Consider the following 14,321-nt stretch of genomic DNA (forward strand, 5'->3'; position numbering starts at 1 on the left):
GATACAGCTGTAATAGATACTCTGTATCTTGCACGCCGCTCTACCAAGATACGGAGAGATCAAGACCGATACCGGTACGTGTATTCCCTGTATGTACTGATTGGTACTGTCTTCATTACCCGGCCAGAATGGATGAAGCACTCGGTACGTAGGACTGCTTACTGAGCGCTAATCGGCTGGATATTCAATTGTTGGTCATATGGACTCTTTCAGATTCTTAAACGACTCTCCCGAAAAACATTTCTTATCGGATATCCATACTATCGTATGAAGTCTATAGAGTCCCTTCCGCTAAGGCGAATTATTGGATTATATTGCTTGCATACTTTGTTCTATTCAGTTCTGCACGTATCGTTGAGTCTGGTACGAGCCCGTGGGGATGGGTTGTGGCATTCGCTATCGGAACTGCCGTTCTTGTCGGACCTGTTATGTGGGCTATCCGCGACCGATTCTCTGAAAAGCGGCGTGAGTCTCTTGGCTACGTTGCGTGGATCATTGCTCTGATCTTTATATCAGTTATACTCGGTCTCGGACTTATCTTTGAAAACCTACTACTCATGGATGTAGGTACACTCGGGGGTATTATCGGCTATACAGTCGTGTTGATCCTTGAGAGGATGGTTCTACCTGAACGTCTTCAGGGCACCTCTCAATAGAGTCCCTGAATTGAGCGATACGCCAATACCCTGTATGTAGCGATTGGTACTGTCTTCATTTCTCGGCTCGACTGGATAAAACGCCTGTTACGTAGGATTGCGAACTTATCAGTCCGAACCTTGCCTGCGGTTAACCAGCTCTACCGAGGATCTCAACAGAGCAGAAATATTATGGTATTGAAGTGATTGCCAATCGTATCAGTAGATAGTAGCGCTATTTCTTCATTCAGAAGCGTCCCTATAACTGAATTAGACGTTCTCACCATTCTAAGTTACCCAATTGAAGTTCCCAACTGATGATTTGCAAAATGTGAAGTATGCTATTGAGCTATCCCCATCCGAACGTTCTCATTCGGGTTTATCGCCTCTCCATATCGACTCGTGGATCAAGCAGGCTATACGAAAGGTCCTGAACGATATTTCCAAGGACTCCAAGGCCAATAATCACAACAGTCCCACCGAGTAGAACCGGAATATCCTGTCCGTGAGCAGCGTTCATCAATAACAGCCCGAATCCTTCAATTCCGAATAGCGTTTCGATTACAAACACTGCGAGAATGAGTAATGCGAATGCTTCAGTGAACAGCATTGAGAAGAGTGGAATCGCCGCGTTGCGGACAACGTGGCACGCGATCCGAAACCGACCCGCTCCCTTTGCTTTCACCAGCGCAACAAAATCGGCCGAGGCATATTCAAGCGAATGTGCTCGCGAGTAGCTCGCATAGCCACCGATCAGCGTTGTCGTGACCAGCGCGATTGGGAGAACATGTTCGAATAGCAACGGTGAGTAGCTCATTGGCGACTCGCCACCCCGCACTGTCGAGAACAGGAGCCCACCAAGCCAGAAATTCGGCAGCGCGAACAGGAGATAAACAGAACCAAGACCCCAGTTTGCGAGGCGACCGTCAGGATTCAGCCCTGCGTAGAGACCGACCAAAGTTCCGAAAGCAATCCCAATCAGAAGTGCCGGGAGAACATACATTGCCGTCCGAGAGACGGCACTTATCACCAACGTTAGTGCTGGCTCACCAGTCATAAACGACTCGCCCCAATTAAGCGTGAGCATTCTTTCCATCCACTCAACATACTGTTCCGTGATTGGACGGTCGAGGCCACGTTCCGCGAGATATTGTCGCTGGGCGAGTTCGATTTCCTCCTCGCTCCCGCCGCTAAACCTAAGTGAGGCTTCCACACCACGAAACGCCCAATCCTCGGTCAATGTAAAGAGAGCGAACACCGTTGTCAGCACCGCCCACACCGTGATGAGTCCGAGGCCAATTCGTTTTACAATCATCCGAAGGAAGTTCATTCTCCTTGCCTCCTTGTACGAAGCGTTTGTGTTCCCCCTCGCCAAACGCGAGCTGGTGGCGAAAGACATGGATATCTAAATTTCTGATAGTGGTCAGCAGCTGCTGGAAATGCACGTTTCATAAGGGCCAGTACATTAGGGATCTATCTGAGTGTCAGGTATGTTCACCGGTATCATTAAGTGTTACTACTGGATAGATACTCCAGTTGAAGGTAATACGATTGACGACAGTGTGTGGTCTATTCGGTGCTGATATGCAGTATACGTAGTATCGATGAGCACATTTGACGAGTCACCACGGTTCGAGCGGATCAACTGGGATGAGGTCAATCGAGGGGGGCGGCTCATTTCTTCGGAGCGGGCCATCCTTCTCGCCGGACTTCTACTCGTCCTTTCGCTGTATTTGTATGATGTATTCGTCACTCAGGTTTACACCATTGGGATGTGGCGAGCGGAGCCAATCGATTGGGTGGTTTTGCTTGCTATCGTGGTTCTGTTCGCCTACGGTATAGTGCCTATGATCAATCACTGGGACTCAGTTTGGCCAGTACTACGTCGGCTCATTTCGAGGCCATCGGGACTGTTCGCAAGCGTCTACCTGTTCGTGTTTGTACTTCTTGGCGCACTCGGTCCCCCTATTCTCTCTGACCCTGGTCTCGGGTTTCAACACGCGTTTCAACCTCCGATTGGGTTCTCGACGCAAGCGACTCCGGGTGATTGTCTTGGGACAACCACCGGTCCACCACTCAGCCAACGCTGTCACGGTTCGCTCACATATCTGCTCGGAACTAATCAGCGCGGCCTTCCAATGGGATTCCTGCTGATCTCCGGCGCGCGTGTCGCCCTCTACATCGTCGTCTTCACCGCCGCGTTCGTTGTTCCGTTGGCCGCTGCCGTCGGCATCATCGCAGGATTACGTGGTGGTCTCGTTGACAGCCTTCTTATGTCTTATGTCGATATTCAGCTTTCTATTCCTGCAATTATCCTGTACTTTCTTGGCTATGCGTACTGGAACCCGTCGTTGCTTTTACTACTAGCCACCTTCGGCCTACTCAGCTGGGGCGGAATCGCTCGCCTTGTTCGAAGCGAAGTCCTCCAACGACGTGAGGACGGCCACGTCCTTGTCGCCCGAAGCCTCGGTGCTTCCCGACTCTATATCGCAAAACGACACATCCTTCCGAATGTCACCAACACACTTGTTCCCGCGATCTTTCATCTTTTTGCTATGCTTGTCCTTATCGAAGCGGGGATCGCCTTCCTCGGTTTTCATGACCTGGAACTCTACTCATGGGGATCGACGATCAGCGAATCGATTAACGCCGCAGTTCCAGGCTACGTACAGAGCCGTGCGGACGAGCCCGCTTACATGATCTGGTGGGTGTCGACCCTCCCTGCCCTCGCGCTGACGATGACGGTGTTTTCGTTCAAACTGGTCGGAGACTGTCTCAGAGACGCACTCGATCCCCGGCAAAAAGGATAGTAATGACGGCCGAAATTTCATTCACGACGCAAGCTACACACATGAAAAATGATCACCTACTCTCAGTCAAGGACCTCCGGACCTACATCCGGGGTGAGCAGAAAACAATTCATGCTGTTGATGGGGTGAGCTTTGTCGTTAAGCCTGGTGAGACGGTTTGTCTCGTCGGCGAATCTGGCAGTGGTAAAAGCGTTACCTGTGCTTCACTCACCGGAATTATCCCCCAACCACCTGCAGAAATTGTCGACGGATCGATCATTTTTAACGGCGAGTCACTTCTCGATGCAGACGAAGCAGCCCTCCGCCAGATTCGGGGTAACCGTATTGCACATGTCTTTCAGAACCCACAGACAGCGCTTGATCCGGTTTACACAGTCGGTGAACAAGTGGTTGAGGCGATGACTATTCATCGAGACATCCCCGCACAAGCCGCACGCAGACGGACCGTCGAACTTTTCAAACGGGTTGGAATCCCGCGCGCGAGTGCTACAGTCGACAGCTACCCCCACGAGTTTTCTAGCGGCCAGCGCCAGCGCATTGCGATTGCGATAGCACTCGCGGCCAATCCTGATCTCCTCATCGCTGATGAGCCGACGACCGCTGTCGATGTGACCGTCCAAGCCCGATTGATCGAACTGCTGAGAGAATTAACCGACGGTGGAATGTCGCTACTGTGTGTCACCCATGATCTACGCGTTGTTTCCGCACTCGCCGATAGAGTGTTGGTAATGTTCGGCGGGACAATCGTCGAACGCGGACCCACTAAAGAACTGTTTACGCAGCCGTCGCATCCCTATACGCAAGCTTTGTTCGAGAGCTATAGCGGACTTTCTCGACGCTCAAACCGTTCCACACGCACCAAAATTCCAACGAACGGCTGCCGTTTCCGTGCTGAGTGTTCACATGCAATTGAGGAATGCGCGAAAGACGAGCAGCCCCCTTTCTATACGGTTGCCGGCTGCCAGGATCATTGTACATCGTGTGTGCACTACGGATCAGAAGGGGATCCAGGACCGATCATTGCCAATGCACACGAGGCTCAGCCTAAAGGAGGAACTGATGACTGATCCCGCAAAATCCGAACCGCCACTGCTTGAAGTCGAGAACCTCGAAACTCATTATCAAATTACCAAGGGGTTGCTGCGTCGGGAGGTTGGTCGGGTTCGGGCTGTAGATGGCGTGAGCTTCGCCATCGCCCGTGGCGAGGCGTTTGGGCTCGTAGGAGAATCGGGCAGTGGAAAGACGACGACCGCTCTCTCCGTACTCGGACTTGAAAAGCCGACCAGCGGTGAGATTCGCTTCGACGGGAATAGTATAACCGGTCTCCCAATGAGCGATTTACAATCGTTTCGCCGGCGTGCTCAGCTCATCGTTCAGGATCCGAATGAAGCGTTCAGCCCACGGATGAGCGTCGGTCAAGCGGTCGCCGAACCGCTTGCACTCCACGGAATGGGCGATGGAGATCGTCGGCGGGCGATTATCGAAGACCTACTCGAACGTGTCGGGCTGTCAGCGAGCGACGCTGATCTCTACCCTCATGAGTTCTCTGACGGAGAAAAACAGCGCCTCTCTATTGCCCGAGCGCTCGTTCTCAACCCCGATTTGATCGTGGCCGACGAGCCAACGAGTGCACTCGATGGTCGGGTTCGATCTGATATTCTCGCACTGCTCGACTCAGTACGGAATGAATTCGATATTTCAATGCTGTTCATTAGCCACGACCTCGATACTATAGGTCGATTTTGTGATCGTATTGGAGTGATGTATCTTGGCAAGATAGTTGAAAAGGGCAATATCGATAATGTTCTTGAATCACCCGCACATCCTTATACCCGCCTGTTGCTCAATTCGGTTCCGAATCTCGATCCGACCGATCAGGATTTTCCCCGGCCATTAACCGATACAGTTCCAGATCCGTCTAATCCGCCATCCGGATGTCGGTACCACACCCGGTGTTCAGAAATAATCCCACCCGATGATATAGACCTGCCCCATGAGCAGTGGCGGTCAATTGCTGCATTCAAGTTTGCACTCAAAACGGGTGAACTGCCTGAAGAAATCGACGTGGGCAAGTCGTCGCGCGGCGAGATACGAGCGGTATTCGAGCTTCCCAAGACGATTCCTGATGATCGTATGGACCGTAGGGTCAAAGCGGCGATCATCTCTTTAGCTCATGGTGAGAGATGTGATGCATATGAACAGCTCAATAACATAACCGTGAACGTCTGTGAGAGAGCAGTACCCGAGGATATTGAAAAAGACGGACGATACATTGCATGTCATCACTACGATCCAACGGTTGAGGGCGCTGCGGGGCGCGTGCTTTCACAGTGCGACATGACGCGATAGCAGGCTGACGATAGATACGATGAATTGATATGTCATAGACTATCGAAAGCTCTTATGTTATAGGGCTGACCGCGTGATCGCCTCGGAGATCTCGCGTCTCTCCCATTCCAGGCGCAGCCTCGTAACCTCCGTCGAGCTCGACGGTTTCGCTGCTCATACTCAGTATCGTTTGACGTCGAGGCCGTCGACGTTCTTGAAGTAACTATGTGATTTGCATTCCTGCTATTCGTTGCTGATGTATTCATTGCAGGCACTATCGGTCCCGCAACACCGTTTGGGTAAACATGTACGTGAGCGGTATCTACTTCCCCTGTATGTAGCGCTGAGTAATCCCAGAAGTTCATCTACGGAGGATGTCAACAAAACTAAATCCTGTATTCTGCACCTGTTTAATCTATGTATTTATAGTATGTACACACATATAATATCGCAATGGTAGATGAGGCTACTGAACGAGTTCTCTGGATATGGACGCTGTCGGAACTTGCTCTACTTGGCGTCTTCTTTCTCCTCCTTGCCGCCAGTCTATTTGGTGAGGGTTCACTCCTTTCAACAGTATCTCGGCAAGTACGAATCATAGCACTGGGGCTATTAACAGTTGAATTGCTCATTCCGCTGTTCGTGTACCTTAATCTACGCCGGAGTCCTCATAGGTCAGACACCATTTGGATCCATATCGCTGCAATGCCCTTGCTCAATATTCTCGGCCTCATGGCCTATCTTGCAGACCGAAACCAGAATCAGCAAGAATGACTGTTCTACTGGTACACCGATACGTAGACGCTCTGTATGTTGTGATTGGTATGGTCTTCAGTTCTCGGCCAGAATGGATGAAGCGCCTGTTCTGTAGGACTGGGAACTGAACAGCAGTTATCAGTTGGTCAAAGAGGGGCCCAAAGAGTCGCTCTCGTTCAGTCCATTACTCTTCTGGCACCAACAACTACAGCAATTCCGGCAACGACGACACCGATGATTGTTGGAATGAGCTGTCCAGATCCCCACTCCCATCCGAAGAACTGCGTTCCCACAATAGCGATGATGGCTATGAGGATGGCGAATGCAGTAATCACAGATGACTGGTCTTGATACTTAGCGACCATCTTTGCCACGAATATTACTGGCTGGTGTGAAAAATGTATGCCCTATATGTAGCGATTAGTTCTGTCTTCGTTTCCAGCTCGGATGGATGAAGTACCTGTTACATAGAGGTGCACATTGACTGTCTTGTTGGATTTCATGGCCAGTTTGTGGAAAAGCGACCGTGTGAGTTCGTGACTATCAACCTTCTCTCTGTCTCAATAGATATCAGTATGCAACTCGTCCGTGGAAACTAGAAAAGACCGACCGGGGCATGTTATGTTTATGTGTCCTCAGGAGGGTCCGGTGCTTGTGGAACGTGAGAGAGCGCAAGGATAAACAGTAGAATTGCGACCAGCAGTAATGCTAATCCAACAATCGAATCACTAGTAACTGGAATCTGGGAAATTGCTATTGTAACTATAACGGAAATAACGGCGACCACAGTACTTGTTGTGATTCTGTTTGTTTCGGCAGAGATCGTTTCAGCCGTTGTCCCAACCTGCTCACCGAGTCTGATTGCTTGGTTCGCTACATCCCAAGATAGAAACACTCCTCCCACCGCTACTGCTAACCGCCAGAACGGTGGTGTATCAACGATAGTAGCTCCTAGTATGCCACCAAATATTAACGCAATTCCAACACTTGCAAGCCAGCGTGCTAACCGAGCCTTAACTGAAAACACCCCAAGAGTCACTACCAACAGCCCAATTCCACACGAAAGACAGACGAGTAAAATCGGTAAGGGTGGAGCAAGGACTACAAAACCACTCAGTGCTAAAACAGCGCCTACGAATCCTACTCCAGTGAGAATCCGTCCAATAATTCTGTGGCTACGTCGACGGAGGAGTACCCCACCAATGAACAGTGTGAGACCTACTGCTTCTAACAGGAGTGGCACGGTCTGAATCGGTCCCGTCGAACCCGCTAAACACGCACCAACTAGTATAACAAAAGCAGTACTTGAACTCACTGTTGTCGGTAGCTGGTTCCTCGGATTGCCTGGAAGAGAACTCATTGTCTTACTTCGGTAGAGATCGCCGTATCGAGTGATTCTTCTGGCTTCCAGTCAACAGTTCTGATATCTGCCCGCCTAAGAGCAGCGAGACGATTCATCCGTTGAAGTTGCGCAACTGCAGCCCCCGTTGATTGTGCTGTCGTCACATTCGGTGATACCACTGTCACTGAGTGGCCGTCTGCTTGGAGGAGGCGAGCTGTTTCGATCGGAAACATATCGAGTACCGGTGAGAGAATGATTACTCCCGTATCCCGTCCAATTCGTGTTTGGAGCAGACGAACCTGTTCACCAACACTCTCGTCAGCAGTGCGTTTGTCTGGTGGTTCAAGCGGGAGGATAGTGGGGTCCTCAAGAGTCTGTTGCACGGTTGCAATGTGATGAGGTCCGGTATCTGGAGCGAGCCAACAGTGATTGGACCCAAACGTCGTGATTCCTATCGGCTTATTTACGTCTGAAAATGCATCTAGCAATTCACGTGCCGCAGTACGCTCATAGAAGACGGCATGTGGTTCACCGGTTCCGGACGATCGATAGCAGCTCTCTCGTGCGTCGAGACAGAGGATCGTTGCTTGGGATTGATCTTCACGGAAACTAATGGTTGTTAACTCACTGTCTCGAGCATACCGGTTCCAGTCAATTCTGTTCGGTGGATCTCCAAGCTGATAGGATCGTACTTTCGAGAATTCTGTTCCGTTTCCGCCTCCAGTCGTGAGAGTTGCTCCTGCACGGTGATGCATTGCCTGCCCAAACGAAACTGCTTGGATGGGTGAGCGACAGGCGAGTTCAGTGTCTGTTGAGACGGTCGTTTCGACCGCAATACTGCCACTCATATCTCTCAGAATGACAGTTGCCGGTCTGAACCGATGAACACCGTGTTTTGCGAGAACTGTATACGGGAACGTCGTATCATCACCGGGTCCGAGTGCTGCTGCATGACGCGCTGATCCACCTTGGACTGCAAGCATTGGAGGCACTCCGTCAACGATAGAGACATGAGAAAGGGGCTGATCGCCACTATTTCGGAGTGTAACAGTGACCTCGATATTCTGATTATGTGCTGGATCGGTCTCGGAGATAGTTCGTTCAATGGCAAGTGTTGAATCCGGGATCGCTGTAAGATGTGAATAGAGAGCAAAAACTACACCAGGAATCGACAGGAGCAACAATGCTGGTTCTCCCAAAAAAACGCCGAGTCCACTCGTAAGCAGTGCGGCGATAAGAGCGCCATTCCAGAATGTCGTTCGTCGGGTCACCATTGGGATATTTCCTCCTGTTCGGAGCGATGAAGAATCACGTGTGCCGTTCGTTGAGCTCGATACGAAAAGAGTACGTAGTCTACAAGCGATCGAACCCCTCGAACCCCCGAAACTGGCCCGGTGCGAATGAATGCCGTGGCGATCTGATCATCACTCCATGTTCCCTGTTCGATTTTTTCATGAGCGGATTCTACCGAACAGTCTGTCGTCCGAACAATTGTTTGTATCGCCACTTTTCGCAGTTGGGAATGAATACGCTCACGAGTAGATGGTACTAGTGGAAATAACACTAACCATCGACCGTCTAGTATATTTTCGAGCTCATATCCTGGTACTGGGGTTAACGGGACCTGCTCTGGTGTCGGTTCACTCTGGTCTCGATGGGTGGGATCGTCCAATAGAATAAGTGGCCCAAGTGTGCCAGCGATCACAATAACCACCGTAAAGAAGGCAATCAATACTGTTTCATTATCCCACGGCCAGGAGAGTATGACATCAGCGGACGGGATAAAGAGGACGATTAGTGCACCACAGAGCGAGAGAATACCAACAGTTAGCAACAGCCACCGCGACATTACGGTTAGTCGTGTCACTCTGTATCGTCCTCAAGTTGTTCGAGTACGAGCTCTGTATCTTGGGATATTTCAATAGTCGTAGTCGAATCGGCATAACGAATCTGCCTGAGTGCGTCCGTTAACGTCTCTATGGTGTCTTCATCAAATCCAGCGTCGATAGCGCTTTCGGCCCATTCTCTTGGTGTGCGTGAGTGTGGATGCTCTATCTCGAGTTGTTCTGTCATAGCGACCCAGGTTTCGAATACATCGTGTTTCGGCTCACTGGGAGGCCAGTTGTCGTCTGTTGAATTCGGATACGTAGACAGCTTTGTTGATTGAGGCCAATTCATCAGTAATGAACGAACTGAGGTAGGTGGTGAGTGAGGGAGATGCCGACTAACAACTAGTATGGTTATACCCACTCCACAGACCACAAGAAGTGGAAGACCGATTGAACCCAGGACATCAAGGGTAAGAGCGAGTATGGCACCGATGGAAATCATTCCTCCTGCAGAAGCAGAGAGTTCGATCTCGATTCCCAAGAAACCAAAGAGTGTATCGAAAAGCAATAACAGGATGGCTAACGGGGAGAGTGCAGGACCATCACTAGCTGTTGTAGAGACCTCATATGGAGATGTAGTGGGAACAGATTCTAGAACGGACGCTGTAATTCCAAGCGTGAAAATAGAAAGGAGAGCAGCGAAGACGAGTAGAGTCTTGTTCCATTCCGCTTCGCTACGGACGGCGCTTGGTTTTTGAACCATAAATATACGTTCTGTCACTCAGTTATTCATTCGAGGATCGGTACCTGGATTGATTCAAGAACAGAATCAATTATGTGGTCTTTGGTGATGTTACTGACGGTAGCATCCGGAGTAAGTACGAGTCGGTGAGCGAGCACCGGCTGGGAGACTCGCTTGACGTCATCTGGCACTGTGTAGTCCCGGCCACGAAGAGTTGCATGTGCTCGAGTGGCTTCGAATAACCGCTGTGTTCCACGTGGTGAAATTCCGAGTTCAACACGGTCATCGGCACGCGTTTCTCGAGCGAGTGCAACAATGTACTCGATAAGATCATCATCAATGTGAACTGTTTCTGGCACTTGGCGCAATTCAGTAATACGCTCAGCGTCAATAACGGGCTCGACAGAGGGACTCCTGTTCATCCGATCACGCCGTCGATGAATCATTTCAATTTCACCGGACTCATCTGGATATCCAATTGATGTTTTAACAAGAAACCGATCGATTTGGGCTTCCGGGAGTGGGAACGTGCCCTCCTGTTCAACGGGGTTTTGAGTTGCGATTACAAAAAACGGCTGTGGTAGTTGGTGAGTTTCACCACCAACGGAAACTTGGCCTTCTTCCATTGCCTCCAACAAAGCAGCTTGGGTCTTTGGCGGTGCGCGATTGATTTCATCAGCTAAGACGATATTCGCGAAAATGGGGCCTTCATTGAAGTCAAACGTTTGGTCTTGTTTGTTGAAGATATGTGTTCCAGTGATATCGGCAGGAAGTAAATCCGGAGTAAATTGAATCCGCGAAAACGAGAGGTCAAGAGCGGTAGCAACAGAGCGTGCAGTAAGCGTCTTCCCGGTGCCTGGTACGTCTTCTAAAAGAACGTGTCCCCGCCCAATAATACCAGTAAGGATTGTTTCAATAAATTCGCGGTCAGAAATAATCGCAGTAGTGATTTCAGTGAGAACTGTTTCACAGTCCGAACTCGCTCGATTAACATCCATAGGCGCATTTAATTCTGCCTGAAAGATGACTTTTCTGGCTTTGATAAGACTCACGACCGGAACCCTCACTCGCGAGCAAGAAACGCCGTATCCTCACATCGCTTCGCTCCGTTCCGAGACGGGGATTCCTCACTCGCTCGGGACAGTACTCACACATCAATATCAGTAATTCATCCTGAAATATAGTGTTGTTCGACTAATTATATCCCCCAACTATAGCACCAACTATTAGAACTAATACTATTGAAAAAACTACGCTATAAAACCTTCTCAATATTTGAAATACAATTATGAAACTGGCGATAAATGCGAACCGGAACGAAAATTTACTCCACGCCTTTGACACCTGATCATTACGGCGAAAAAGAAACACAGTAGCACTCCCGATAGCTGCACCCGCAATAATCAACAGTCCACTCTCAATAATAGCTAGTGTAGAACTAACAAGGCCTGTAGCAAATAACGCTAAGAGGATAGCAAGAAACACCCCATTGGTAATGATCCCGTAGAGAAGACCCTTCTGTGATGTAGAATCGGTATAATCAGGAAAGTCATTGCTCATAATGGTACTCAGTTATACTCCGACAAGTTATTTTCTATCTTATTCAATAGACTATATGTAATACAATCTGTTACTATCTGTAGTAATTGATGTTGTCTTCATTTCCCGGCCAGAATGGATGAAGCACCTGTTACGTAGTGGTGGGAATGAACCAATTCTCTATTTCAACCAGTACGATCCGTTAGTATTCTCGTGCTTTGTCCCATTCTCTGGGATCATCTAACGACTCGGTTTCCAACAACTTCTCTACTTTCTGCTCAAACTGTCCATCAGTAAGTTCTCCGCGGGCGTATCGACTCCGAAGAACTTCAAGGGAGTCAGCTGAATCAGTGGATGTCTTTTTCGAAGCACTCTGGGAGTCTCCAAACCCTTTGTCCCAGAGGTAATACTGACTCGAATCATACGCGTCTGAATCCGGTGGAACCTCTTTGATCGCGAGTTCCATCACCCCAGAGACGAGCATTCCTGCAACCAATGCCCAGTACCACGGAACCGAGAATCCCACATACAATCCGATAACGATGAGAGTTGCAATAGCGAGAGTGAACCAATGATCATCAGACCTCAGCAGTGAGGACATTGGGTATTATTCCTCCTCTCTCATTCTGGTGATCGATCTCATGATCTTCTGTCAATCTTACCACTGAATGTTGATAAGTCTTACACAAACCGTTTAGCTCAACATGGGAGATCTCCTGTATGTAGTGATTGGTGCCGTCCTCAGTTCACACTTAGGAGAGATGAAGCACCTGGTATATAACGGTGCGAATTTAGCAAAACGAGTGACAAAGCCTATTCAAGTATCCTTCCAACGGTGACGTATGATTAAGCGGCAAGAACGGAACATACGGCGAGATGGAGCCCTCTTTCTGCTCGGCTTCGCTGGTATAATTCTCGTTGAAATCGCCGTATCATCAGGGCCGGTCGGAAGTGACGGGAGGGTAGTTCAAGGCCTCCTTTTCGGTTGCTCAATTGGAATACTGCTTTCTGGTATTTTTCGTGCTCCTACCAAACAAGCCCTTTACTCAACACTTTCATTAGGGGTCGGCTTTGCTCTTGGTGCTGTTATCGACATAGTCTGAGTCAAGTCTTGGCACCTGCAGGAAATGGCTCCTTTTCCGGGGTTCATCTATGTGAAGATTCCCATTGAAACGAAAATAACAATCATAATAAGCGCACTCCCTCCAAGGACTTGACCGATTCGCAGGTATCGGTGAGTATTCTGATATACTCTTCCAGTGATAACACCAAAAGAGATGATGAGAACACCTACACAAACTGCGGTCACCAAACTGATCCATATGATAATCTGTATATTTTGGAGATTAGGTTCTAAGAACCAATGAATATACAGGGTATAAATAGCCCAGACTGCAGCAAGGATTCCCGCTGCCAGTTCCAATCCTGAGCGAGGGTTGAACCAACACATACGTAGAAATACATTGTATGGGTTGAGATATGTTCGTACAAAATACTATTGTATCTTCTTCAAGAGTTCGGAAACCGAAGAGTCGGCACCCCGGTCGATTGCGACGATCTATGCAACACTGGGTGACCCCAACCAGGTGGAGAATTTCAACAGGGGCGTTTTACGAATAGTGAGGGTACCGAGGGAATATCTAACTGAGCCCATCCTTTATGTTATATAGCACGTTCTCAGATACATGGCCTTCCTCGCCAGTGACCTCCTTGAACTCGTTCCACTAGATCCTGACAACGAAACGCACGTCGAAATGTATCGTCAGTCTCGTAATGATCCCGAGATGCGTGTGACCGGCGCGTATGGTGAATGTCTCACCCGTGAGCAGGCACGAGAGGGAATTACTAGACGGCAGAACACTGAGGCTCCGAGCACGCTCTGTGCAATCCGGGTTGAGGGAGACATCGTCGGTTGGGCTGGGACAATTCTTCAAGATTCACGGGCTCGTGTTGCAGATGTTGCCTACTACATTCTCCCGGAGTATTGGGAAAATGGCTACGCGAGTGAAGCTACTCGGCTACTCGTTGTCTTCGCCTTCGAGGAGCTGAATGCCCGACGGATCGAAGCGAGTGTTCAAGTCGACAATCCTGGGAGTAGGCGTGTCCTCGAAAAACTCGGGTTCCAACAGGAGGGAACGAAACGTGAGGCCTACTACAAAGAGGGCGACTACAAGGATATTACACTCTGGGGGCTGCTCAAAACGGAATTTACGACATGATAGAAAATACGAGGACAACAGAGATCAGTTACCTATCTGGCAGGGCGGCGATCTTGTGCCTGCGGTATGACTACTGTCCCGAGCGAGCGAGGAATCCCCGTCTCGGAACGGAGCGAAGCGG

At 49.5% G+C, this 14,321-nt stretch carries 14 protein-coding genes; 6 read left to right on the forward strand and 8 right to left on the reverse strand.

The window, feature by feature from the left end; all coding sequences use genetic code 11:
* The first annotated feature begins 386 nt into the window (after window positions 1-386).
* Entirely contained in the window at window positions 387-656 is a 270-nt protein-coding gene (locus tag EAO80_RS10630) for a hypothetical protein (RefSeq protein ID WP_162993970.1), read from the forward strand.
* Between the two features lie 358 nt (window positions 657-1,014).
* Here the strand turns inward: EAO80_RS10630 and EAO80_RS10635 are convergent, their stop codons facing one another.
* Window positions 1,015-1,965, reverse strand: coding sequence for an ABC transporter permease (locus EAO80_RS10635; RefSeq protein ID WP_122089876.1), 951 nt, complete (start codon window positions 1,963-1,965; stop codon window positions 1,015-1,017).
* Window positions 1,966-2,773: 808 nt separating this feature from the next.
* On the opposite strand from EAO80_RS10635, the gene EAO80_RS20355 reads away from it, so the two are divergent.
* From EAO80_RS20355 to EAO80_RS10650, 3 genes are read left to right on the forward strand one after another with little or no spacing between them, the layout of a single operon-like run.
* A complete protein-coding gene (locus EAO80_RS20355) occupies window positions 2,774-3,445 on the forward strand; it encodes an ABC transporter permease (protein ID WP_245998579.1) in 672 nt (223 codons plus the stop codon).
* A gap of 2 nt (window positions 3,446-3,447) precedes the next feature.
* A complete protein-coding gene (locus tag EAO80_RS10645) occupies window positions 3,448-4,512 on the forward strand; it encodes an ABC transporter ATP-binding protein (RefSeq protein WP_122089878.1) in 1,065 nt (354 codons plus the stop codon).
* Entirely contained in the window at window positions 4,505-5,794 is a 1,290-nt protein-coding gene (locus EAO80_RS10650) for an oligopeptide/dipeptide ABC transporter ATP-binding protein (RefSeq protein WP_122089879.1), read from the forward strand. Before EAO80_RS10645 ends, EAO80_RS10650 begins: the two co-directional genes overlap by 8 nt.
* Window positions 5,795-6,705: 911 nt before the next feature.
* Here EAO80_RS10650 and EAO80_RS10660 read toward each other — a convergent pair.
* The 7 genes from EAO80_RS10660 to EAO80_RS10690 all read right to left on the reverse strand — a co-directional run bounded on the left by EAO80_RS10660 (window position 6,706) and on the right by EAO80_RS10690 (window position 12,582).
* Entirely contained in the window at window positions 6,706-6,894 is a 189-nt protein-coding gene (locus EAO80_RS10660; protein ID WP_211330692.1) for a multidrug transporter, read from the reverse strand.
* Window positions 6,895-7,154: 260 nt separating this feature from the next.
* Window positions 7,155-7,889: a DUF7519 family protein gene (locus EAO80_RS21025; RefSeq protein ID WP_122089882.1), complete on the reverse strand. Its 735-nt coding sequence runs from the start codon at window positions 7,887-7,889 to the stop codon at window positions 7,155-7,157.
* A complete protein-coding gene (locus EAO80_RS10670; RefSeq protein WP_122089883.1) occupies window positions 7,886-9,145 on the reverse strand; it encodes a DUF58 domain-containing protein in 1,260 nt (419 codons plus the stop codon). Before EAO80_RS10670 ends, EAO80_RS21025 begins: the two co-directional genes overlap by 4 nt.
* Window positions 9,139-9,720, reverse strand: a complete 582-nt coding sequence (locus tag EAO80_RS21030; RefSeq protein ID WP_122089884.1) for a DUF7269 family protein — start codon at window positions 9,718-9,720, stop codon at window positions 9,139-9,141. Before EAO80_RS21030 ends, EAO80_RS10670 begins: the two co-directional genes overlap by 7 nt.
* A 14-nt stretch (window positions 9,721-9,734) precedes the next feature.
* Complete coding sequence (locus tag EAO80_RS10680) at window positions 9,735-10,463, reverse strand: DUF4129 domain-containing protein (RefSeq protein ID WP_122089885.1); 729 nt, start codon at window positions 10,461-10,463, stop codon at window positions 9,735-9,737.
* A gap of 26 nt (window positions 10,464-10,489) precedes the next feature.
* Window positions 10,490-11,440, reverse strand: a complete 951-nt coding sequence (locus tag EAO80_RS10685) for an AAA family ATPase (RefSeq protein ID WP_122089951.1) — start codon at window positions 11,438-11,440, stop codon at window positions 10,490-10,492.
* A 743-nt stretch (window positions 11,441-12,183) separates the two neighbouring features.
* Window positions 12,184-12,582: an SHOCT domain-containing protein gene (locus EAO80_RS10690; protein WP_122089886.1), complete on the reverse strand. Its 399-nt coding sequence runs from the start codon at window positions 12,580-12,582 to the stop codon at window positions 12,184-12,186.
* 241 nt (window positions 12,583-12,823) lie between these two features.
* Between EAO80_RS10690 and EAO80_RS10695 the strand changes: the two genes are divergently transcribed.
* Window positions 12,824-13,084: a hypothetical protein gene (locus EAO80_RS10695; RefSeq protein ID WP_122089887.1), complete on the forward strand. Its 261-nt coding sequence runs from the start codon at window positions 12,824-12,826 to the stop codon at window positions 13,082-13,084.
* 582 nt (window positions 13,085-13,666) lie between these two features.
* Complete coding sequence (locus EAO80_RS10700) at window positions 13,667-14,200, forward strand: GNAT family N-acetyltransferase (protein ID WP_122089888.1); 534 nt, start codon at window positions 13,667-13,669, stop codon at window positions 14,198-14,200.
* Window positions 14,201-14,321: the final 121 nt, after the last annotated feature.

This window comes from Halalkalicoccus subterraneus (genome assembly GCF_003697815.1).
Classification (GTDB): domain Archaea; phylum Halobacteriota; class Halobacteria; order Halobacteriales; family Halalkalicoccaceae; genus Halalkalicoccus; species Halalkalicoccus subterraneus.